The 21,375-nt window shown below is 63.7% G+C and carries 19 protein-coding genes; 10 read left to right on the forward strand and 9 right to left on the reverse strand.

Annotation, left to right across the window (positions count from 1 at the left end; all coding sequences use genetic code 11):
* Window positions 1–161 precede the first annotated feature (161 nt).
* From eda to ACP7AD_RS17120, 3 genes are all read right to left on the reverse strand, one after another.
* The gene (gene eda, locus ACP7AD_RS17110; RefSeq protein WP_426148962.1) at window positions 162–824 is read right to left on the reverse strand and encodes a bifunctional 4-hydroxy-2-oxoglutarate aldolase/2-dehydro-3-deoxy-phosphogluconate aldolase; all 663 of its coding nucleotides are present in this window, start codon (window positions 822–824) and stop codon (window positions 162–164) included.
* Window positions 815–2,656 (reverse strand): phosphogluconate dehydratase, encoded by a 1,842-nt coding sequence (gene edd / locus ACP7AD_RS17115; protein WP_426148961.1) that lies wholly within the window; start codon window positions 2,654–2,656, stop codon window positions 815–817. The genes eda and edd overlap by 10 nt, the downstream gene beginning before the upstream one ends.
* A gap of 198 nt (window positions 2,657–2,854) precedes the next feature.
* Window positions 2,855–3,403, reverse strand: a complete 549-nt coding sequence (locus tag ACP7AD_RS17120; protein ID WP_426148960.1) for an OmpA family protein — start codon at window positions 3,401–3,403, stop codon at window positions 2,855–2,857.
* Between the two features lie 122 nt (window positions 3,404–3,525).
* Between ACP7AD_RS17120 and ACP7AD_RS17125 the strand changes: the two genes are divergently transcribed.
* The 3 genes from ACP7AD_RS17125 to pdxH all read left to right on the forward strand — a co-directional run bounded on the left by ACP7AD_RS17125 (window position 3,526) and on the right by pdxH (window position 5,352).
* Window positions 3,526–4,059, forward strand: a complete 534-nt coding sequence (locus tag ACP7AD_RS17125) for a gamma-glutamylcyclotransferase (protein WP_426148964.1) — start codon at window positions 3,526–3,528, stop codon at window positions 4,057–4,059.
* 84 nt (window positions 4,060–4,143) lie between these two features.
* Window positions 4,144–4,659 (forward strand): superoxide dismutase family protein, encoded by a 516-nt coding sequence (locus ACP7AD_RS17130; protein ID WP_426148959.1) that lies wholly within the window; start codon window positions 4,144–4,146, stop codon window positions 4,657–4,659.
* A 45-nt stretch (window positions 4,660–4,704) separates the two neighbouring features.
* Window positions 4,705–5,352, forward strand: coding sequence for a pyridoxamine 5'-phosphate oxidase (gene pdxH / locus ACP7AD_RS17135; RefSeq protein ID WP_426148958.1), 648 nt, complete (start codon window positions 4,705–4,707; stop codon window positions 5,350–5,352).
* Here pdxH and folK read toward each other — a convergent pair.
* The 4 genes from folK to hda form a co-directional block, all read right to left on the reverse strand.
* Window positions 5,349–5,888: a 2-amino-4-hydroxy-6-hydroxymethyldihydropteridine diphosphokinase gene (gene folK, locus ACP7AD_RS17140; RefSeq protein WP_426148963.1), complete on the reverse strand. Its 540-nt coding sequence runs from the start codon at window positions 5,886–5,888 to the stop codon at window positions 5,349–5,351. The two genes, pdxH and folK, sit on opposite strands and share 4 nt — an antisense overlap.
* Window positions 5,889–5,904: 16 nt before the next feature.
* Window positions 5,905–7,551 (reverse strand): polynucleotide adenylyltransferase PcnB, encoded by a 1,647-nt coding sequence (gene pcnB, locus ACP7AD_RS17145; RefSeq protein WP_426148957.1) that lies wholly within the window; start codon window positions 7,549–7,551, stop codon window positions 5,905–5,907.
* A gap of 111 nt (window positions 7,552–7,662) precedes the next feature.
* Entirely contained in the window at window positions 7,663–8,331 is a 669-nt protein-coding gene (locus ACP7AD_RS17150) for an HAD family hydrolase (RefSeq protein WP_426148956.1), read from the reverse strand.
* A 47-nt stretch (window positions 8,332–8,378) separates the two neighbouring features.
* Entirely contained in the window at window positions 8,379–9,065 is a 687-nt protein-coding gene (gene hda / locus ACP7AD_RS17155) for a DnaA regulatory inactivator Hda (protein ID WP_426148955.1), read from the reverse strand.
* 274 nt (window positions 9,066–9,339) lie between these two features.
* Between hda and purM the strand changes: the two genes are divergently transcribed.
* From purM to ACP7AD_RS17170, 3 genes are all read left to right on the forward strand, one after another.
* Entirely contained in the window at window positions 9,340–10,371 is a 1,032-nt protein-coding gene (gene purM / locus ACP7AD_RS17160; protein WP_426148954.1) for a phosphoribosylformylglycinamidine cyclo-ligase, read from the forward strand.
* Window positions 10,372–10,751: 380 nt separating this feature from the next.
* Window positions 10,752–11,717 (forward strand): hypothetical protein, encoded by a 966-nt coding sequence (locus ACP7AD_RS17165; protein ID WP_426148953.1) that lies wholly within the window; start codon window positions 10,752–10,754, stop codon window positions 11,715–11,717.
* Window positions 11,718–11,913: 196 nt separating this feature from the next.
* Window positions 11,914–13,110: an MFS transporter gene (locus ACP7AD_RS17170; RefSeq protein ID WP_426148952.1), complete on the forward strand. Its 1,197-nt coding sequence runs from the start codon at window positions 11,914–11,916 to the stop codon at window positions 13,108–13,110.
* 66 nt (window positions 13,111–13,176) lie between these two features.
* On the opposite strand, the gene ACP7AD_RS17175 is transcribed toward ACP7AD_RS17170, so the two are convergent.
* Both ACP7AD_RS17175 and murJ read right to left on the reverse strand, forming a co-directional pair.
* Complete coding sequence (locus tag ACP7AD_RS17175) at window positions 13,177–14,028, reverse strand: SirB1 family protein (protein WP_426148951.1); 852 nt, start codon at window positions 14,026–14,028, stop codon at window positions 13,177–13,179.
* Between the two features lie 94 nt (window positions 14,029–14,122).
* The gene (murJ, locus tag ACP7AD_RS17180) at window positions 14,123–15,688 is read right to left on the reverse strand and encodes a murein biosynthesis integral membrane protein MurJ (protein ID WP_426148950.1); all 1,566 of its coding nucleotides are present in this window, start codon (window positions 15,686–15,688) and stop codon (window positions 14,123–14,125) included.
* Between the two features lie 175 nt (window positions 15,689–15,863).
* Here murJ and ACP7AD_RS17185 point away from each other — a divergent pair, with 175 nt between their 5' ends.
* The 4 genes from ACP7AD_RS17185 (at window position 15,864) to ACP7AD_RS17200 (ending at window position 21,374) form a co-directional block, all read left to right on the forward strand.
* Entirely contained in the window at window positions 15,864–18,029 is a 2,166-nt protein-coding gene (locus ACP7AD_RS17185; protein WP_426148949.1) for a TonB-dependent receptor family protein, read from the forward strand.
* Between the two features lie 58 nt (window positions 18,030–18,087).
* Window positions 18,088–18,753 carry an ankyrin repeat domain-containing protein gene (locus ACP7AD_RS17190; protein ID WP_426148948.1) on the forward strand — a complete coding sequence of 222 codons (666 nt, stop codon included), beginning with the start codon at window positions 18,088–18,090 and terminating at the stop codon, window positions 18,751–18,753.
* A 225-nt stretch (window positions 18,754–18,978) separates the two neighbouring features.
* Window positions 18,979–20,739, forward strand: a complete 1,761-nt coding sequence (locus ACP7AD_RS17195) for a pyrroloquinoline quinone-dependent dehydrogenase (protein ID WP_426148947.1) — start codon at window positions 18,979–18,981, stop codon at window positions 20,737–20,739.
* Window positions 20,740–20,813: 74 nt separating this feature from the next.
* The gene (locus tag ACP7AD_RS17200; protein ID WP_426148946.1) at window positions 20,814–21,374 is read left to right on the forward strand and encodes a c-type cytochrome; all 561 of its coding nucleotides are present in this window, start codon (window positions 20,814–20,816) and stop codon (window positions 21,372–21,374) included.
* Window position 21,375: the final 1 nt, after the last annotated feature.

Raw genomic sequence — 21,375 nt, forward strand, 5'->3', positions numbered from 1 at the left:
ATCAAAGCCTTTATCATGCCCTGCTGGCCTTGCTCAGAAGCAACCCGCTTTAATCGCCTCTGCTTCCTAAGCCCCTTTTTTAAATAGCTGCTGGCGCTTACCCAGCCTGCGCAAACGGCTGATTTGATTAAAAATCCTGGCCATTTCCCGGATTTTTCGCGTCAAGCGTTCGTACGCACCAGTTGGCAAGCCTGGGCGGCCAGCGTTGTGATCTGCGCCCAGTCGCCGCGCGCCACCGCGTCTGCCGGCGTCAGCCACGAGCCGCCGACGCAGACCACATTGGGCAGCGCCAGAAACTCGGCCGCATTGGCCATGGTGATGCCGCCGGTCGGGCAGAACTTCACATCGCCAAACGGTCCGCCCCAGGCCTTGAGCATGGCGCTGCCGCCCGCCTGCAGCGCCGGGAAGAACTTCAGCTCGGTCAAGCCGTCCTCCTGCGCCATCATGATTTCGCTGCCGGTTGCCACGCCGGGCAGCAGCGACAGGCCAGCATCGCGGCAGGCCTGGCCGACCGCGTGGGTGTAGCCGGGGCTGACGACAAAGCGCGCGCCGGCCATGGCGCAGGCCTGCGCATCGGAGGCAGAACGCACCGTGCCCGCGCCGACCACGGCCTCGGGCACGTCGCGGGCAATCGCCTCGATGCAGGCCAGCGCCTGCGGCGTTCGCAGGGTGACTTCGAGCATGCGGATGCCGCCGGCCACCAAGGCGCGGGCCAGCAGCACGGCCTGGCCAACATCGTTCAGCACGATGACCGGGATCACGGGCGCGTCCCGCATGACCTGCAAGGCGCTCAGTTTGGTGCTGATATCCATCGTTACATCCATGACATGGCTCCTTTTTCGGCGGTCAATGCTCTAGCGCGCATGTTTGCGAACAATCCCCGGCCCATGCCGACACCGTTGCGCTGGCGCAATTCACCGGGCATCACGCTGACAGGCCGCGCGGCCCACGCGATGTCGGGCACCAACACCTGCAACTCACCCGTGAGCGCATCGACGCGGATCACGTCGCCGTCCATCACCTTGGCCAGCGGGCCGCCCGCCGCCGCTTCGGGCGACACATGAATCGCCGCCGGCACCTTGCCCGACGCGCCGCTCATGCGGCCATCGGTCACCAGCGCCACCCGAAAGCCCTTGCCCTGCAGCACCGCCAGCGGCGGGGTGAGCTTGTGCAGCTCGGGCATGCCGTTGGCCTGCGGCCCCTGCCAGCGCACCACGCAGACCACGCCGCGTTGCACGTTTTCTGTGCACATGCGTTCAAGTTCGCCGGCGCTGAAGGCCTGCAGCAAATCCTCCTGCGAATCAAACACCCGGGCCGGTGCTTCAATCACATGCCGGTCATCGGGCACGGCCGACACCTTGATCACGCTGCGACCCAGATTGCCCGTCAGCAGCTTGAGGCCGCCGGTGGCGCTGAACGGCCGGCCAGCGGGACGAATGATGGACTCATCCTTCGAATCGCCGACGTCCCGCCAGGCCAGCGTCGCGTCGTCCATCACGGGAATGCGCGCATATTCGCGGATGCCGCCTTCACGCACCGTCAGCACATCCTCGTGCATGAAGCCGGCGTCCAGCAGTTCGCGAATCACCAGCCCTGGTCCACCGGCCGCCTGGAAGTCGTTCACGTCGGCGCTGCCGTTGGGGTAAATGTGCGTGAGCAGCGGAACGACATCGGACAGCGCCGAAAAGTCGTTCCAGTCAATCACGATACCGGCCGACTGCGCCACCGCCACCCAGTGAATCAGGTGGTTGGTCGAGCCGCCGGTGGCCAGCAGCGCGACCATGGCGTTGACGATGGCGCGTTCATCGACCACCTGGCCGATGGGCGCAAAGCGTTTGGACTTGGTGATGCCGAGCACGGTGCGTGCCGCCTCGCGCGTGAGTTCGTCGCGCAGCAGCTCGCCCGGCTGGACAAACGCCGTGCCCGGCACATGCAGGCCCATGGCCTCCATCAGCATCTGGTTGCTGTTGGCCGTGCCGTAGAAGGTGCAGGTGCCGGGGCTGTGGTAGGACTTGAGTTCGCCCTCTAACAACGCATCGCGCCCGACCAGTCCCTGCGCGGCCTGCTCGCGGATGCGGGCCTTTTCCTTGTTCGGCAGGCCTGAGGGCATGGGGCCTGCCGGCACGAACACCATCGGCAAATGGCCGAACTGCAGCGCGCCGATCAGCAGGCCCGGAACGATCTTGTCGCACACGCCGAGCAGCAGCGCCGCGTCGAACATGTCGTGCGACAGGGCAATGGCCGTGCCCATGGCGATCACGTCGCGGCTGAACAAGCTCAGTTCCATGCCGCTGGTGCCCTGCGTCACGCCGTCGCACATGGCCGGCACGCCGCCCGCCACCTGCGCCGTGGCGCCGTGCCTGCGCGCCTCGTCCTTGATCAGCGCCGGATAGCCCAGCAGGGGCGTGTGCGCCGACAGCATGTCGTTGTAGGCGGTGACGATGCCGATGTTGGGCCGGCGCTCGGTCACCAGCTTGAAGCGGTCGCTAAGGGGCATGCCGGCCACCGCATGCGCGATGTTGGCGCAGCCCATGCGGTCCATGCTCGGCTTGCGGCTGCCGTCAGCCTGCAGTTGCGCCAGATAGGCGCTGCGCGTCGGCTGGCTGCGCTCCTTGATGCGGGCGGTAATGTCTGAAACAGCGGAGTGAAGCGCCATGGTGAAACCTTTCAATCAAGCCATCCCGGACCTGGGGATGTAACTTTATTACGGCAACTATGGTAACCAACATCGTGGCAGTTTTCACCCCGAATGGTTACCTTGCGGTTACCAAACGAGGCGCGGGCAAAAAAAATCCGCAGGGCGCCAACCGCTGCGGAGTCATGCCACCAGCCGCGAAGGCCGGCATGGCGCGGGTTATTCGAGGCTGATTTCGACGCGGCGGGCTTCGGCGTCGCTGCCCGCAGCGTTGCCGGCAATCTGCTCGGGCTTTTTGAGCTCGATCTGGCTCTCGGCCACGCCCGCTGCCGTCAGGGCACCGCGCACGGCCAGCGCCCGCTGCTTGGCCAGTTCGGCATTTTGCGCCGCGTTGCCGGTGGCGTCGTGGAAACCCGAAATCGCGACCTTGCGGCCCGCCTGCGCACCCTTGACCACGTCAATCAGCGCCTCACTGGCACCAGCGGCCAGGTCGGCCTTGCCGGAAGCAAAGTAGAACTTGACAATGCCCTGCTCGACCTTGACGCTGGCCGCGTCAGAAGCCGCCTGCGCCGTTGCACTGGAGGGCGCGGGATCGGCGGCCACGCCCGGCGCGGCAGCTTCCTGGGCAGCCGGGGCGCCCGCACCCTTGGCCGAAACGCCGCGGTGGTTCACGCCAAACACCAGCACAGAGGCCACAACAATGGCAATCAAACCAAACACCAGAAACAGCGCCACGCGTTGCGCGCTGTCGTCATCTTGAGAAAACATGGGAAACTTCCTTTAAAAAAAACCTGCCAATATTGTAAAGTGAGGCTGTGACCACTCTAGCAAACACCCCTTGCGAATTGGCTTACAAAGCCCGTGATCCCGCCGTCATGTTTGACGCCGCAATGCGGGAATGGGGCGGCCAGACCGACTTGTGGATCTTCGGCTATGCCTCGCTGATCTGGCGGCCTGAATTCGAATCGGCCGAAGAACGTTTTGCCACCCTGCACGGTTATCACCGCGCGCTGAAAATGTGGAGCCGCGTCAACCGCGGCTCGCCTGCGTTGCCGGGTCTGGTGTTTGGCCTGCTGCCCGGCGGCAGTTGCAAGGGAATGGCCTATCGGCTGCCCAAAAACCATGTACCCGATGTCCTGCCCGCACTGTGGGCACGCGAAATGCCCAACGGCGTCTACGACCCGAAGTGGCTGCGCTGCCGCACGGCGCAGGGCGACATCAAGGCACTGGCCTTCACGCTGTCCCGACGCAGCCCCAACCACACTGGCGTGCTTAGCGAAGATCACTACCGGCAGATATTTTCCAGTGCCTGCGGCCGTTACGGCACAACGCGCGAGTACGCGCAGCTAACCTATGACAAACTGCGCATGCTCGGCATTGACGACCAGGCGCTTGGGAAGCTGCTGCAGCTGGCCGGGCACTGACAGGCAGCGCGCATTCGGCGGCGCTGGCGTGAATCGCCACACCGGCCCGCCTTCCCGCTTCAACAACCACTCCAGGGAGACTTCATGACACGCACCTTTATCCTGCTGGCCAGCGTGCTGGCACTTGGCGCCTGCACCAGCACCACCACGGGTCCGCGCGCCGTGGCCCAGCTGCAAAGCACCACCGGCAATACCGCCAGCGGCTCGGTCACCTTTACCCAGAGCGACGACAAGGTACTGGTTTCCGGCATGGTCAGCGGGCTCAAGCCCAAGGCCGAGCACGGCTTTCACCTGCATGAAAAAGGCGACTGCTCCAGTGGCGACGGCATGAGCGCGGGTGGCCACTTCAATCCCACCGGCCAGCCCCACGGCAAGCATGCCGTCATGGCGCATCACGCAGGGGACCTGCCCAGCCTCACGGCCGATGCCAGCGGTGTCGCCAGATTCAGCTTCGAGTCCACAGGCATTTCCGTCGGCAGCGGCACCGGCAACATCATCGGCCGGGGGCTGATCGTGCACCGCGATCCCGACGACTACACCACCCAGCCCACCGGCAATTCCGGACCACGCCTGGCCTGCGCCGTGGTGACCCCAAGCTGAGTCTTCACCGGCGAAAACCTGGCACCGGACTTTATACTCCGGGCCATGCTTGATCACACCTCCATCGCCGACCTTCGCAAAAGCTACGAGCGCGCCGAGCTCAACGAAGACGCCTCGCATGCCGACCCACTGAATCAATTCGACCAGTGGCTCAGCGAAGCCATTTCCGCCCAGGTGCCCGAACCCAATGCCATGACGCTGGCCACCGTGTCCAGCAACCTGCGGCCGTCCACCCGCGTGGTGCTGATCAAGGGCTTCAACGCGCAGGGCATCGTCTGGTACACCAACTACGCCAGTCGCAAGGGGCTGGAGCTGGCCGGCAACCCGTATGCTGCGCTGCAGTTTCACTGGGTCGAGCTTGAACGCGTGGTGCGCATCGAAGGAGTGGTCGAAAAAGTCTCGGATGAAGAAAGCGATGCCTACTTCCACAGCCGGCCGCTCGATTCGCGCATTGGCGCCTGGGCCAGCCCGCAAAGCGAGGTGATTTCCGGCCGTGGCGTGCTGCTGGCCAATGCCGCCAAGTACGGCGCCAAATTCATGCTGCAGCCGCCGCGCCCTGCGCACTGGGGCGGCTACCGGCTCAAGCCCGACAACTGGCAGTTCTGGCAAGGCCGCAAAAGCCGCCTGCATGACCGCCTGCGCTACACGCTGCAGGACGATGCCAGCTGGCTGCGCGAGCGGCTGGCGCCCTAAACCGCCAATCTTCCCAACCGTTCGATGGCTTGGTGCTGCACAGCGTCGAGCTGCGCCGTGCTGACCTGGCCAAGTGCAATCTCGGCCAGCGGCACCAGTACGAATGCCCGCTGCATCATGCGCGGATGCGGCACCGACAGCCGAGCTGACTCGATGCGAGCGCTGCCATACAGCAGCAGGTCCAGGTCCAGGGTGCGGGGCGCATTGCGAAACGGCCTCTCCCGCCCGGCCCGCAGCTCCAGTTGCTGCAACTGGTCTAGCAAGGCGCATGCATTCAGGCCGGTTTCAATTTCCACGACGGCATTCAGGTAGTCTGCCCCGGGCGCTGCGACTTCATTGCCGGAATCGGTGTCCAGCGGTGCGGTTTTGTAAAGTCCGGACCGTTGGCGCACTTGCGTGAGAGGCAGCTCTTCAAGAGAGTGCATCGCTCGGCGCAGCGCAGCCCGGGCATCGCCCAGGTTGGCGCCCAGCGCGACATAGGCGATGACCGGTTCACGCCCGGCAACCGCTGTTGGTTGCGACCAGCCCGTGCGCATGGCGCGGCGTTTGCGCTCAGTCGCCAGTGGCCGGGGAAGCATCGGCGGATTGCGGCGTTTCGTTTCCGCCCTCCTGGCCCTCGGCCGCACGGCTGGCGGGCTTGCGGCGACGCCGGCGCTTCTTGGCCGGGGCGGCATCGCCATCCTGCAAGGGCAGTTCCAGCCCGTCAGCGTCGCCCGGGCGGCTGCCGGACGATAGCGCTGGCGCCGTGTCAACGGGCCGAGCGCCCTCGTCGGCAACAGCCCGCTTAACGCGTGTGCGCGGCTGCGGCTTTTTCTGCTGCGATTCGCGAATCGCCTCGATCATGTCGTGGCGCTCGTCGTCGTAGGCGGTGCTGAATTTCTCCCACCATTCGCCCAGCGCCGGGTCGATCTCGCCGATCTGGCCGCGCAGGCGCAAAAAGTCAAATCCGGCGCGAAAGCGCGGCTGCTCCAGCAGCGAATACGGCGCATTGCCCACACGCTTTTCAAAACGCGGCTGCATGGTCCAGATCTCGCGCATGTCGATGCCCAGCTTGCCACGTCCCGACACATCGCCGATCTTGGCGTTAAAGGCCTCATCAATCGAATCCTGCAGCGCCGGCATGGCGGGTTCATTGCGTTTGAGGCGCCGGTCCCAGCCGCTGCGCACATCGGACCAGAGCACGCACGACAACAAAAAGCTGGGCGCAACCGGCTTGCCTTCGCCGACGCGGCGGTCGGTGTCCTGCAGCGCAAGTTTCAGGAACGGGTCGTCGGCCATTTCAACCACCACGTCGAGCAGCGGGTAAATGCCGGTGCCCATGCCGAGCTCCTTGAGCTGGGCGATGCTGGCCAGCGAATGGCCGGTCTGCAGCAACTTCAGCATTTCGTCGAACAGCCGCGACTGCGGCACGTCGGCCAGCAGGCCGCACATTTCTTTCAGTGGCGCCGCCGTTTTCTCCTCGAACTTGAAGCCCAGCGCCTTGAGCTTGGCGCCAAAACGCACGGCGCGGATGATGCGCACCGGGTCCTCGCGGTAGCGCAGCGCCGGGTTGCCGATCATGCGCACGATCTTTTTCTTGGCGTCGCCAATGCCGTTGTGGTAATCGACGACGACTTGCGTTTCCGGGTCGTAGTACATGGCGTTGATGGTGAAGTCGCGCCGCGCGGCATCTTCTTCCATCGGGCCCCAGACGTTGTCGCGCAGCACGCGGCCCGACGCATGCACGGCATGCTTCATGCCGGCGAGTTCGCTCTTGCTGGTGCGCTCGTTGCCGCCAACCTGCTCGGCCAGGGCGTTGTCCATGTGGGCGCGAAAGGTCGAGACCTCGATCACCTCATGCTCGCGGCCGCGGCCGTAAATAACGTGGACGATGCGAAAGCGCCGGCCGATGATAAAGGCACGGCGAAACAGGCTCTTGACCTGCTCGGGCGTGGCGTCGGTGGCCACGTCGAAATCCTTGGGCCGCAAGCCGACCAGCAGGTCGCGCACCGCGCCGCCGACGATATAGGCCTCAAAACCCGCCTGCTTGAGCACATGCACCACGTCCATGGCGCGTTCATCGACCAGCTTAACGTTGATGCCGTGGTCCTTGAACTCGATGTCGTGGCGCTTGCCGAAGGGGGATTTTGGAATCCGTTTTGAAGGGGATTCGGCGCTGTCGGCTTTGCCGAACAGCTTGTCGATGAATTTTTTGATCATGAAATTTAAAATTTTGAGGGAGATGCCGCCCCTTGGCAGCAAGCGTTGTCCCTACGCGCTTCAGGTCGGAACCGGCCGCCGCTGCCCGGCGGCAAGCGCCATCCGTGGCGCTTAAAACAGGTCAAGTATGCGCCATCCGCGTTCAGTGGCCAGTGCCCGCAGGCGCGGGTCAGGGTTGGTGGCGACCGGGTCGGTGACCTTTTCCAGCAGCGCCAGATCGTTCATCGAATCGGTGTAAAACGTCGTGTGCACATCGTCCCAGTCCAGATTCCGGGCGGCCAGCCATTGTTCCATGCGCGTGACCTTGCCTTCTCTAGCCGACGGCGTGCCCCTGATTTCGCCGGTCAACTGGCCCCGGGCGTCGCGCTCCAGTTCCACCGCGATCAGTTCCGATACGCCAAAGGCATCGGCAATCGGACGGGTCACGAATTCGTTGGTAGCCGTCACGATGACCAGCTCGTCGCCGGCCGCGCGGTGCCACCCGACCAGTTCGAGCGCCTGGCTTTTTATGGCTTTATGCACGATCTCGCTCATGAAGCGGGCGTGAGCAGCTATTGAATTGATAGTGCCCTGCGCGCGGATGGCCTGGGTGGCAAAACGCACATAGTCATGGATGTCGAGCGTTCCGGCGCGGTATTGCTCAAAGAACTCGGCATTGCGGCGCTTGAATTCGGTCGCGTCGCACCAGCCCAGCGCAATCGTGAACTCGCCCCATTCGTAGTCGGAATCAATCGGGATCAGGGTGTGGTCCAGATCAAATAACGCCAGTTTCAGCGGCATTGCTGCTTTATTCGCGGCAACTTCTTTGTCCGCATTCACCTCAACCGTCATTCCGTCTCCAGCATGGTTTTGATCAGCGGGATCGTGATGGCCCGCTTGGTTTGCAGCGCGTAGCTGTCGAGCTTGTCGAGCAGTTGCATCAGGCTGCCCAGGTCGCGCGAGAAGCGCGTCAGCATGAAATCCATGACCTCGCCGCCGAGCAAAAACCCGCGCGCGTCGGCTTCCTGCTTGATCACGGCGCGCCGCTCGTCGTCGCTCAGCGCCTGCAGGGCAAACACATGGCCCCAGCCCAGGCGGGTGCGCAGGTCCTCGCGCAGCGGCAGGTCGGCCGGCGGCACATTGCCGGCGGCCACCACCCAGCGCGGGTGGCCGTCGTCGGTGCTCAGCGCATTGACGAACCAGTTGAAGGCAGTGCGCTGCTGCGCTGCGGAATACAGGTGGCAGTCGTCCATGATGACGGCTGACCAGGCTTCGTTGAACTCCGGCGGCTCCAGCATCGACGCATCCATCCAGCCGCTCGAAGCGCCCTGGTCGCGCAGGGCTTGGCTGACCGCCTTGAGCAGATGCGTCTTGCCGCTGGCTTCGTCGCCCCATAGGTAAGTGGGAACCGGCGAATCCAAGGGGCTTTGCGCCCACGATGCCAGCTGCCGTACCGCCGCTTCATTTGGTCCGACGAAGAAATTGGCAAACGAAGGGTCGGATGCGAGTCCGATGTCCAGGGCAAGTTGTTTCATGGCGGGCTTAGCGGGTCGCATCCCGGTTTCAGAGGGCACGCGAAAGACGCCTGGCGGCAGGTGCGCGGGTCGGGCACCAGGTCTCGGCGCGTTGGGGGATCAGGTTAGGTTGCATGAAGCCTTGGAATGCGCTGGCCCGCAAAGGGCCGGCAGAAGCTAGGGGGATAGCCTTTAGAATCTCAGGCTGGATTCTATCGGGCTTGGCCAGCGGGCTCCCGACCACCGCCCTGCCCCTTCGAGCTTTCCCGGCTCCCACCGCATTACCCCCGACACCATGACCACTACCCCCCTTTCCTACAAAGACGCCGGCGTTGACATCGACGCGGGCGATGCCCTGGTTGAACGCATCAAGCCACTGGCCAAAAAGACCATGCGCGAAGGCGTGCTGGCCGGCATCGGCGGCTTTGGCGCGCTGTTTGAAGTGCCCAAGCGCTACAAGGAACCCGTGCTGGTCAGCGGCACCGACGGCGTGGGCACCAAGCTCAAGCTGGCGTTTGAATGGAACATGCACGACACCGTCGGCATCGACCTAGTCGCCATGAGTGTCAACGACGTGCTGGTGCAAGGCGCCGAACCGCTGTTTTTCCTCGACTATTTCGCCTGCGGCAAGCTCGACGTGGAAGTTGCCGCAGCGGTGGTCGGCGGCATCGCCAAAGGCTGCGAGCTGAGCGGCTGCGCGCTGATCGGCGGCGAAACCGCCGAGATGCCCGGCATGTACCCGTCAGGTGAATACGACCTGGCCGGTTTTGCCGTCGGCGCGGTTGAAAAATCCAAAATCCTGACCGGCAAGGACGTGACCCCCGGCGACGTGGTGCTCGGCTTGGCCAGCAGCGGCGTGCATTCCAACGGTTTCAGCCTGGTGCGCAAATGCATTGAACGCGCCGGCGCCGACCTGCCCGCCACGCTGGACGGCAAGCCGTTCAAAGAGGCGCTGATGGAGCCGACCCGCCTTTACGTCAAAAACGTGCTGGCCGCGCTGGCAGCCCACCCGATCAAGGCGCTGGCCCACATCACCGGCGGCGGCCTGCTGGAAAACATTCCGCGCGTGCTGCCCGAAGGCACGGCCGCGCACCTGACCAAAGGCAGCTGGCCGCAGACCGAGCTGTTTGCCTGGCTGCAATCGACCGCCGCGATTTCGGACTTTGAAATGAACCGCACGTTTAATAACGGCATCGGCATGGTGGTGGTGATTGACGGGGCCAATGCTGCTGCTTGCGCTGAGATGCTGCTTGCGGCGGGTGAGACGGTTTATGAGATTGGGGTGATTGCGGCTCGGGGTGAGGGGGCTAGCGTTACCGTGGGCTGAAAAATGCCGGGCTGGGGCTTGTGACGGCAGTGCAAATTCATTCGACGGGACGGGGGAATGGAAATTTTTCAATGCAAGACCTGACCCCCCAATACCTCTTCCGAAAATAAAAAGGAGACTTGCCGTGGTCGTGCAGCAAAGGTTGGTGTCGACAACGGCTCCGTTTGGTAGGTGCGGCACTAATGGCTGAAGCGCTCATGTACTTTGCGCGCGGCGCAGAAGGGTCAATCGTTGACGTGACTCAAGTGCCAAGGGGCTCCGCTTGCGGGTGCATCTGCCTCGGCTGCAGGTCCCCTGTACTGGCGAAACAGGGTAAGGTGAACGCGTGGCACTTTGGACATGTCTCGGGTGCGTCGCACCGTGCCTGCGCTGAGACCGCTTTGCACCTAGCAGGAAAAGAACTCCTGCACGAGCTGACTGAAATCCTTGTGCCCAAGGTGTCCGGCGCCGTTACCGCTATCGACAGTCTCACCCGTAAGCACACGCAAACCTTCGAATCGGCGGCAGCCCCCTTTGGGTTCTCATCCTGCCGACTGGAACACGCCACAGGCCCGCGCCGGCTAGACGCATTGCTTGAGTCGGCTGATGGACGCCGCTTGGGCATCGAGATTTTGGTAACCCACAAAGTGGATGAGCAAAAAGCCCAGGACCTCATGAGCCTGAACGCGCCTGTACTGGAGATGGACCTGAGCGCGTGGGTTGGAAAGCCGCTGGACCGCGAGATTTTGAAGGCAGTTTTGGCAAACGGTGCTCCTCGCGTGATAGTGGCGGGCGAGCATATTCTGCGCGCGGCTCCGGCGTCCCAGGCGAAAATAGCGCTCGAACATCGACTTAAGGGTGTTGCGACAGCAGTACTCAGGGTATTGGCCCTGCAGCCAAACGAATTCAATGTCGGCCGCAGAATAATTGAACGACTGGGGTTGCCGACAGTACCCTGGCCGACATGGCTGGATTGGACCGGATGGCTGCAAGGGCAACCTACCGATGATTTACCCCAAAAGCTGTTCAGGACTCACCATCGCGTCTGGCAAGCTGCATGTGTCGAGTTTGTGCATACTCATCCTGGGGGCAAAAAGTTCACGGTTCAGGATGCGGTGGAAGGGGTAGAGCGGACTATTTGTGGCATGCATTACGAGGAAGAGGCCAACTTCATCGCAATATCGGACTTTTTGGGCAAGCACCTTCTGAGCAAGGGGCTTGTCCGGTTCTGCGGAAACGATGATCATGGCTGGGGCGAAAACTGGTATCAGGCAGAAGTATGGACACCCCGTAAACTGGCCTCCGCACTTGCGGCTGATAGCAAGACGAATAAGTCAGAGGGCAGTGTGCAGATGGGGCTGTTTTGAGGGTTGCCGCTGCGTAATGTATTCAATGCTGTTACGGCTATTTATGGCTATATTTACGGCTATTTTTGATCTCCCGCCTGATGCGCGAACTTGACGAGCAAGGCACGGGTCGTGCCACCTGGTACAGCCCGGCGATGCAAAATTCATAAGCCACCCACGCTGGCGACCGTTGTTGAAGATAACCAGGCCAATCCTCATGACCCCACCCACCAGCCCCGCCCCCCGCCTGCCTGCCGCCATCTGGGCGCTGGGCTTTGTCAGCCTGTTGATGGACATTTCTTCCGAGATGGTCCACAGCCTGCTGCCGGTGTTCATGGTGACGGTGCTGGGCACCAGCATGTGGGCCGTCGGGCTGATCGAAGGCGCGGCAGAAGCGACGGCGCTGATCGTCAAGGTGTTCTCGGGCGTGCTCAGCGACTACTGGGGCAAGCGCAAGCCGCTGGCGGTGCTGGGCTACGGCCTGGGCGCGGCCTCCAAACCGCTGTTTGCCCTGGCGACAAGCACCGGCATGGTGCTGGCGGCCCGTCTGATCGACCGCGTCGGCAAAGGCATTCGCGGCGCACCACGCGATGCGCTGGTGGCCGACCTGGCGCCGCCCGGCATGCGCGGCGCGGCGTTTGGCCTGCGCCAGTCGCTTGACACCGTGGGCGCCTTCGTCGGCCCGCTGATCGCCATGGGCCTGATGCTGCTCTGGGCGAATGACTTCCGGGCGATTTTCTGGGTGGCGATGGTTCCGGGCTTCATGGCGGTGGCGCTGCTGCTGTTCGGTGTGCAGGAGCCCGAGCGCGTGCGCGTGCCGAACGAGGCGCCGCGCGTCAACCCGATCAGCAAAGCCAACCTGCGCCGCCTGAGCGCGCCCTACTGGCGCGTGGTGATCATTGGCGCCGTGTTCACGCTGGCCCGCTTCAGCGAGGCGTTTTTGCTGCTGCGCGCGCTGCAGGGCGGCCTGCCGGTGGCCTACACGCCGCTGGTGCTGATCGGCATGAACATCGTCTATGCCGCGGGCGCCTATCCGTTTGGCAAGCTGTCGGACGCCATCAGCCACCGCGCGCTGCTGGCATGGGGCCTGGTGGTGCTGATTGCGGCCGATGTGGTGCTGGCGTCCGGCAGCAGCCTGATCTGGATTTCCGCCGGCATCGTGCTGTGGGGGCTGCACATGGCAATGACGCAGGGCCTGCTCGCCACCATGGTGGCCGATACGGCACCGCCCGACTTGCGCGGCACGGCCTTTGGTTTTTTCAATTTGATGAGCGGACTGGCGATGCTGCTGGCCAGCACCGTGGCGGGCGTGCTGTGGGACCAGCTGGGCGCACCGGCCACGTTCGCGGCAGGCGCTGTGTTCAGCCTGGCGGCGCTGGCGCTGCTGTGGCGCTGGCGCGGCACGAATTCCTGATGCTCATATAACGATAGCTGCTTGCGCCCTGCCCGCCTGCACAAAAGGCATATTTGGCTTGGATTTTTAGTGGCCGGCGCGGCGCAGCTGGCTGACGCGCGCAGCAATCGCGTCGGTGTCCAGCGCGTCGTCAGCATGCGCCAGGTAGGTTTCCAGGTCGGCGACGGCTGAACCGACGTCGCCCTGCGCCGCCCAGGCCAGGCCCCGGTCGCGGTATTCGGTCCAGGCGTCGGGCTGCAGCACGATCAGGCGGTCCTGCACGGCAATCAGGCGCGGCCAGTCTTCCTGGGTTTTGTGGATGTCCTGAAGGTTGCGCAGCATGCGGGCGATGATCTCGCGCGGCGGCGCCGATTGCAGGTACAGGCCCATCGGCACCTCGAACTCGTCGCTGATGCTGTTGCGCTGCCGGAAAGGCTCCAGCCGCTCGGCCAGTTCCTCGCGGCTCAGCGACTGGCCGTTGAACGGGTCGATCACCACCTGGCCCTTGGGCAGGTTGACCTTGACCATGAAATGCCCGGGAAAGGCCACGCCGCGCGCATTCAGGCCCAGGCCGACGGCCAGTTCCAGCCACAGCACCGCCAGGGTGATCGGGATGCCCCGGCGCGTGCGCAACACGGTGTTCAGGTAGCTGTTGTCGGGGTCGTAGTAGTCGTTGATGTTGCCGCCAAAGCCCAGGTCGCGAAAAAAGAACTGGTTCAGCGCGCGCAGGCGCTGCAGCTCGGGCGCGTCAGTGGGCAGCCGGCGCTTGAGGCGGGCCAGCAGCTGGTCCACATCGCCCAGCACCTGCTCGACGTCCAGATCGGGGTATTCGTCCTGCGCCAGGCTGACGGCGGCTTCCAGCAAGGGAAAATGCGCATCGCTTTGCACCAGGCTGGAAAAATATTGAAGCGGCGACGGAACGGCAAAATTTAATGGCATGGCGCTACTTTCTCACAAACCGAACCCCAATGGGTATCAGTAAATACACCGCCGCTTGCGGTTCATCAAACGTGAACCGATACTCCCGTCCGTTTCAGCGCTTCATCAGCTTGCGCAGCTTCAGGCCGGACACCCGGAGAACTATGAAATATATAGCAGCAGAAGCAATCAGGACAAGCGCAAGCAGCCCGATTCGCTGAAAATACTGGTGCTTCAGGCCGATCCAGTCCACGCCATCGGCGGCCCAGAGCAAAAACACCGCCAGCAGCGCGCTGGCCGAAAAAACCTGCAGGCCAAACAGTACCCAGCCCGGCGCAGGGGCATAGCTGCCGCGCCGGATCAGCCCGACCAACAGCGACAGCGCATTGATCAGCGCGCCAATGCCAATCGCCAGCGCCAGCCCGGCGTGCTGGAAATACGGCACCAGCACCAGGTTGAGCAACTGCGTGATCACCAGCACGACCACGGCGATCTTCACCGGCGTCTTGATGTTCTGGCTGGCATAAAACCCGGGCGCCAGCACCTTGATGGCCACCAGCCCGAGCAAGCCGGCGCCGTAGCCCATCAGCGCGGTGGTGGTCTGCTGCACATCCCTGTCCGTGAACGCGCCGTAGTGGTAGAGCGTAGCCACCAGCGGTTCGGAAAAAGTCAGCAGCGCCACCGCGCACGGCACGGACAGCAGCACGACGATGCGCAGCCCCCAGTCGAGCATGGCCGAGTATCTGGCGGCGTCGCCCGCGCCATTGGCCGCCGCCAGCTGCGGCGTCAGCACGACGCCGATGGCCACGCCCAGCATGGCGGTCGGGAATTCCATCAGCCGGTCGGCGTAAGTTAGCCAGCTGACACTTCCGGGCGCCAGGTGCGAGGCGATCTGGGTGTTGATGAGCAGGGAAATCTGCGCGACGCTCACGCCCAGCAGGGCCGGCACCATCAGCTTGGCAATGTTCTTGCTGCCGGGCTCGGCCCATGCCGCCCGCAGCGCCGACAGGCTGAAGCCGATGTTCGGCAGCAGGCCCAGCCTGAGCAGCGCCGGCACCTGCACGCCAAGCTGCAGCACGCCGCCCAGCATCACGCCCACAGCCAGCGCATACACCGGTTCGATGCCCAGCGACCTGAACCAGGGCGCGCCCAGCCAGGCGGCCAGGATCATCGACAGGTTCAGCAGCACCGGCGTGGCGGCCGGAATGGCAAAACGCCGCCAGGTGTTGAGCACGCCCGACGACAGCGCCACCAGCGACATGAAGGCGATGTACGGGAACATCCAGCGCGTCATGACCACCGCCGCCGCATAGCCGCGCGGCTCCTGCTGCAGGCCGCTGGCCATGGCCCAGACCAGCAGCGGCGCGGCCGCCACGCCGATGACGCAAGTCAGCAGCAAAATCCAGGTCAGCAGCGTGGCGACGCGGTCAATGAGCAGCTTGGTGGCGGCATCGCCATGCTGCGCCTTGTTGGCCGCCAGCACCGGCACGAAAGCCTGGCTGAAGGCTCCTTCGGCAAACAAGCGGCGAAACAGGTTGGGAATGCGAAAGGCCACATTGAAGGCATCGGTCATGGCGCTGGCGCCAAACGACGAGGCAATCAGCAGTTCGCGCACCAGACCGGTGATGCGGGAAAGCAATGTGAACAGGGAAACGGTGGAGGCGGATTTGAAAAGTGACACCGCAGGAGTTTATGCGCTGCTTAAACCAACAACGTCCGAGAACAAATTTTTCGGGCCCAGCTTGTGCAAGCACCAGCCTGGTGAAAGTAACATCAAAAAGAGGTTTTCCCTATGGCGCGCCAGGCCGGAACGGAGTTCACTTCGCTTTTCCATCCATGCATCCACGCATCTACCCATGCATCCATCCGCCACGCAACGTTCAGCGTCCGAACCCATGATCCATTTCTGCCCAGCACGCCCTTTCCTGCCTCGCGGCGCTTGCGCCCCTCCCTTGCCGGCGCGCCATGGCATAGGGCTGGCCTGCGCCGCCTTGCTGGCCATGGCCCTGGCGGCACCCGCGAGCCGGGCGCAGGAAGGCGCGAACCCCGCGCTGCAGGAGGTCGTCATCAGCGCCAGCCGGGCCGAGCAGCGGCGCTTCGATGCGCCCGGCGCCATTGACGCGGTGCAGGTCGATCCGTTTCGCACCGCTTCGGCGCTGGTCAACCTGTCCGAACTGATGGGCAGCGTGCCCGGTCTGCAGATTCGTGACCGGCAGAACTTTGCGCAGGATTTGCAGGTGTCGGTGCGTGGCTTTGGCACGCGCTCGACCTTTGGCGTGCGCGGCGTGCGCATTTTGATCGACAGCATTCCGGCGACCATGCCCGATGGCCAGGGCCAGGCCGCGACCGCCAGCTTGAGCTCGGCCAGGCGCATCGAACTGCTGCGCGGCCCGCTCGCCCAGCTCTACGGCAATGCGGCCGGCGGGGTGCTTCAGGTGTTCACCCGAAATCCACCGGTCACACCTGAAAAGCCTGAATACAGCCTGTCCGTCGGGGCCGGCTCCGACAGCCAGCGCCATTTGGCCGCAGGCATCGCAGGCGGCAGCGACACGCTGGGCGGGCTGCTGGACGTGTCGCGCTACGAAACGGATGGGTTTCGCGACCATAGCGCGGCGCGGCGCGAGCAACTCAATACCAAGGTCGTCGCCAAACCGTCAGCGGACACCACACTGACCGGCATCGTCAACCTGTTCCGCCAGCCGCTGGCCGAAGACCCGCTCGGGCTGACGCGTTTGCAGTTCCAGCAGAACCCGCGCCAGGTGGTGCCGGGCGCCATCACCTTCAACACCCGCAAGACCATTGAACAAAACCAGGCCGGCCTGGTGGTTGAGCACAAGCTGACCGCCAGCGACACGCTCAATGCGCGCATTTACGGCGGTTCGCGCAAGGTGGACCAGAAACTGGCGTTCCAGACCAACGGCGTGGTCAACCTTGACCGCAGCTACGGCGGCGTCGGCGCCAGCTGGACGCATGCGATGCAGGTCAACCAGCTGCCGGTGCGCTGGACCGTGGGCGTCGAGGCCGACCAGCTGCGAGAAACGCGCAAGGGCTTTGACAACATCGCCGGCAACAACGGGCAGCTGCGCCGCAACGAGGACGACACGGCGCGCAACACCGATGTATTCGGCCAGCTCGACTGGACTTTTTCGCCCGACTGGCAGGCGATTGCCGGCATTCGCGCCAGCCGGGTGCGCTTTAGCGTTGATGACCGCTTCAACACTGGCAACAGCAATACCAGCGGCAGCGTCCAGTACCGCAACACCAGCCCGGTCGTCGGCCTGGTCTGGCATGCCGCAGAAACGCTTAATGTCTACGCCAACCTTGGCACCGGCTTCGAAACCCCGACGCTGGCCGAAAGCGCCTACCGCCCGGGCGGCGAGCCCGGGCCGAACTTTGCGCTGAAGCCATCCAAAAGCACGCAGGGCGAAATCGGCGTCAAGCTGCGCAGCGGCCCGCACAGTGTCGATGCCGCGCTGTTCGAGGCGCGCAGCCGGGACGAGATCGTCTCGCAGTCGAGCGGCAGCCGGCCGATTTCCCAGAATGCCGACCGCACCACCCGGCGCGGCCTGGAAGCGTCGTGGGCGGCCCGCTGGGCAGGCGGTCTGGATACGCGCCTGGCCTACACGCTTCTCGATGCGCGCTTCAAGTCGTCTTACATAAACGCGCAAGGCCTGGTGCCCGCCGGGAACCGCCTGCCCGGCGCACCCCGACACAGCCTGTTCGCCGATGTGCAGGCCAGCGTCACCGAATCGGTCAAGGCCGGGCTGGAAATGCGCCTGGAAAGCAAAACCTATGTAAATGACCTGAACGAAGACGCAGCGCCGGGCTACGCGGTGTTCAATGCGCGCCTGAGCCGGGAAATCCGCTTCAACGGCGCAAAGATGCTGATTTACGGCCGCGTCGACAACCTGCTCGACAAAACCTATGCTGGTTCGCTGATCGTCAACGACAACGTCAACAAGCGTTACTTTGAGGCGGCGCCGGGGCGGCGCCTGTTTGTCGGTGTTCGCAGCATGTTTTAGGCCGTCATGGGCTGGACTTTCCAGCCTTCAATATCACCACTTTTGAAGAGGAGATGTCATGAAAACCGTTTCGCCCTTGAAGGGATTTCTGGCCTTGCTGCTGTCAGGCGTGGCCTTCATGCCCGCTTTCGCGCAGCAGGGCGCGGACAAGATCAACATCAATGGTGAACTGGTTCTGGCGGCCAAGGCCGGCCGCACGGAACGCGTGGCGGCCCTGCTCGCCGATGGCGCGGCCGTCAATTCGCGCGACCGCAACGGCGACTCGCCGCTCAACATGGCGGCCAGCAAGGGCAACGAGGCGCTGGTGGACGTGCTGCTGCGCGCCGGCGCCGATGTCAACCTGGCCAATATTTCGGGCGTCACGCCGCTGATGGGCGCGGCCTTCAAGGGCAATGCATCGATGGTCCGCAAACTGATGGCGGCCGGCGCCCGGATCGAGCCGCTGGACCGCGTCAAAAAAAATGCCGCCATCTATGCCGCCGGCGTGGGCTGCAGCGAATGCCTGGCGGAATTCCTGCGCGCTGGCGCCCAGATCAATGCCCGGCTGGACAATGACGAGACGCTTCTGATGTGGGCGGCCGGCTACGGCCACGCGCAAACCGTGCGCTTTCTTCTCGACCAGGGCGCCGACCGCAGCCTGAAGGACAACCGTGGAAAAACCGCTGGCGACATGGCACGCGAAGGCAATTTCAGCGCCGCCGCCAAGCTGCTGGACAACAGCTGAAGCGGCTTCTTCGGGCAATGGCGGGCGTTGCGTACGCAATTGCAACAATTGAAAGGAAGTCAGCGCCCGCCCCTCAAAAAAAACCGCAGGCAGATAATTTTCAGTCGATCCATGCATCTGAAAAATTAAAACCGGGGCAGCGTCGTTCTGCTGCATGTGATGGCCACCCGCTACAGCATGGCTCGCTGTGTGAATGGCGGCGGGGGCCACGCTTGAGGAGGCAACATGATTCGACTCCAACATCCCGCAGGGCTGGCCGCCCTGCTTGCCTTGTGCGTGGCGGGTGCCGCACAGGCGCAGGAAATACAGCAGCAAAAAGGCAAGACTGCCGCGCCAGCGGCCATCAAGGCCGTCAACGTCTCGCAGGCGCAGTTGAACAATTCAGGCCAGCAGGCCAAGGACTGGCTGCAAACCAACGGCTCTTACGCGCAGACCCGTTATTACCCCGGCCAGCAAATCAACGCCGGCAACGTCAAAAACCTAAGGCCGGAATTCAGCTTTCAGACCGAGGTGCGCGAGTCGATGGAAACCGCGCCCATCGTGGTCGATGGCGTGATGTTCATGACCACCTCGTTCAACCACGTCTATGCGCTGGACGCCACCACAGGCCAGGAGTTCTGGCACTACAAGCACAAGATGGGGCCGTTTACCACCTTCTGCTGCGGACCCAACAACCGCGGCGTTGCCATCGAGGGCGGCAAGCTGTTCATGGGCACGCTGGACGCCAAGCTGGTGGCGCTTGACGCGCAAAGTGGCAAGCTGCTGTGGGAAACCGAGATCGCCGATCCGGAAAAAGGCTACAGCGAAACCATGTCGCCAACCGTGGTCGAGGGCAAGGTGCTGATCGGCACCAATGGCGGCGAGTACGGCATTCGCGGCTTCGTCAAGGCCTTTGACGCAAAGGACGGCAAGCTGCTCTGGACCTTCCACACCATTCCCGAGAAGGGCCATGAAGGCGTGTGGGCCGAAAACGATGCCACCGGCCGCAACATGCACCGCGACATCAAGGCCGAAAAAGAGCAACTCGCGCGCGACAGCAGCTTCTACCAGACGCTGGGCGGCGGCGTCTGGATGAATCCGGCCGTTGACCTGAAGACCCGGACGATCTTCTTTGTCGTCGGCAATCCTTCGCCCGACCTGTATGGCGCCGAGCGGCCGGGCGACAACCTCTACACCGATTCGCTGGTGGCCGTGGACCTGGACAGCGGCAACTACAAGTGGCACTACCAGTATGTCGCCCATGACGTGTGGGATCTGGACGCGGTCAGCCCGCCCATCCTGATCGATGTGAAGGACAAGACCGGCAAGATGACGCCGGCGGTGCTGCATGGCGGCAAGACCGGCCATGTCTATGTGAATGACCGCAGGGACGGCTCGCTGATCCGCTTTTCCGAAGCCATGATCCCGCAGGAGAACATGTGGGTGTTGCCCACGGAACAGGGCGCGCGCATGCTGCCCGGCGCCAACGGCGGCGTGGAATGGTCGCCGATGGCGGTCAACGAGAAGCTTCGCATGGCGTATGCGCTCAACCTGCACCAGCCCATGACCTACCACGTCGAAAAGGCGCCCTATCCGGGCGGAAAGCTGTGGCTGGGCGGCGCCTTCAAGACCATCGAGGGCGAGGAACAATGGGGGCGCGTCGCGGCCGTCAATGTCGATACCGGCAAGCTGGCATGGAAGTTCGATACCGCGCAGCCGCTGATCGGCGGCGCGCTGGCCACGGCGGGCAACCTGCTGTTCTATGGCGAAGGCAATGGGCTGTTCCGCGCGCTCGATGCCCGCAACGGCAAGCTGCTGTGGGAATACCAGTGCGGCGCGGGCGCCAACGCGATGCCGGTGTCTTATACCGTCAAGGACCGGCAGTACGTGGCCATGGGCTGCGGCGGCAATACCCAGCTCGACTTCAAGCGCGGCAACACCATGTTTGTCTATGCACTGCCTAAAAACGTCGCCGCTGCGGGCCAGACCGCCGCAAGCCAGCGCTAGTCCCAGCCATGCAGCGACGGTTTAAACGTCTGAAGGGAGCCAGCTTGACATTGCCGAGGCTTTCAGCGATCGCCATGGCCGGCCTTTTGGCGGGGCTGGCCTGGCTGCCAGCTGCCGCGCAGGACATTGAAGCCGGCCGCGCCAAGGCGCAGGCGTGCGCAGCCTGCCATGGCGCCGATGGCAATTCAAGCACTGGAAATTACCCCAACCTGGCCGGCCAGACCTGGCGCTACCTCTACGTCCAGCTCAAGGATTTCAAGGAAGGCCGGCGCACTGACCCGGTGATGAGCCCAATGGCAGCGCCGCTCAGCCGCGACGACATGATCAACATCGCCAACTACTTCGCCGCGCAAACCGCCAGGCCGTCCAGCTTCAAGACCGACGACGGGAAAGTCAAGCTGGGCAAGGCCAAGGCCGACGAAACCCTGTGCGCCATGTGCCACCTCGGCGGGTTCTCGGGCCAGAACGAGATTCCGCGCGTCGCGGGCCAGCAATACGATTACGTCGTCAAGCAGCTGAAGGATTTCAAGGCCAGAAACCGCACCAACGACGCGGGCAACATGACCAGCGTGGCGCAGACCCTGAGCGAAGCCGACATCGAAAACCTGGCGCACTACATCATCAGCCTGCGCTAGG

This window comes from Polaromonas sp. DSP2-3-2b2 (assembly GCF_049895905.1).
GTDB lineage: Bacteria > Pseudomonadota > Gammaproteobacteria > Burkholderiales > Burkholderiaceae_C > Polaromonas.

Excerpts from the sequence above, each read along its gene's own strand:
- ACP7AD_RS17190 (WP_426148948.1), top strand. The coding sequence starts at position 18,088 with ATGAAAACCGTTTCGCCCTTGAAGGGATTTCTGGCCTTGCTGCTGTCA.
- ACP7AD_RS17120 (WP_426148960.1), bottom strand. The coding sequence starts at position 3,403 with ATGTTTTCTCAAGATGACGACAGCGCGCAACGCGTGGCGCTGTTTCTG.
- ACP7AD_RS17175 (WP_426148951.1), bottom strand. The coding sequence starts at position 14,028 with ATGCCATTAAATTTTGCCGTTCCGTCGCCGCTTCAATATTTTTCCAGC.
- pcnB (WP_426148957.1), bottom strand. The coding sequence starts at position 7,551 with ATGATCAAAAAATTCATCGACAAGCTGTTCGGCAAAGCCGACAGCGCC.
- ACP7AD_RS17125 (WP_426148964.1), top strand. The coding sequence starts at position 3,526 with ATGCGGGAATGGGGCGGCCAGACCGACTTGTGGATCTTCGGCTATGCC.
- ACP7AD_RS17200 (WP_426148946.1), top strand. The coding sequence starts at position 20,814 with ATGGCCGGCCTTTTGGCGGGGCTGGCCTGGCTGCCAGCTGCCGCGCAG.
- ACP7AD_RS17130 (WP_426148959.1), top strand. The coding sequence starts at position 4,144 with ATGACACGCACCTTTATCCTGCTGGCCAGCGTGCTGGCACTTGGCGCC.
- ACP7AD_RS17195 (WP_426148947.1), top strand. The coding sequence starts at position 18,979 with ATGATTCGACTCCAACATCCCGCAGGGCTGGCCGCCCTGCTTGCCTTG.
- purM (WP_426148954.1), top strand. The coding sequence starts at position 9,340 with ATGACCACTACCCCCCTTTCCTACAAAGACGCCGGCGTTGACATCGAC.
- pdxH (WP_426148958.1), top strand. The coding sequence starts at position 4,705 with ATGCTTGATCACACCTCCATCGCCGACCTTCGCAAAAGCTACGAGCGC.
- ACP7AD_RS17150 (WP_426148956.1), bottom strand. The coding sequence starts at position 8,331 with ATGCCGCTGAAACTGGCGTTATTTGATCTGGACCACACCCTGATCCCG.
- ACP7AD_RS17170 (WP_426148952.1), top strand. The coding sequence starts at position 11,914 with ATGACCCCACCCACCAGCCCCGCCCCCCGCCTGCCTGCCGCCATCTGG.
- edd (WP_426148961.1), bottom strand. The coding sequence starts at position 2,656 with ATGGCGCTTCACTCCGCTGTTTCAGACATTACCGCCCGCATCAAGGAG.
- folK (WP_426148963.1), bottom strand. The coding sequence starts at position 5,888 with ATGCGCACGGGCTGGTCGCAACCAACAGCGGTTGCCGGGCGTGAACCG.
- ACP7AD_RS17185 (WP_426148949.1), top strand. The coding sequence starts at position 15,864 with ATGCATCCATCCGCCACGCAACGTTCAGCGTCCGAACCCATGATCCAT.
- eda (WP_426148962.1), bottom strand. The coding sequence starts at position 824 with ATGGATGTAACGATGGATATCAGCACCAAACTGAGCGCCTTGCAGGTC.
- hda (WP_426148955.1), bottom strand. The coding sequence starts at position 9,065 with ATGAAACAACTTGCCCTGGACATCGGACTCGCATCCGACCCTTCGTTT.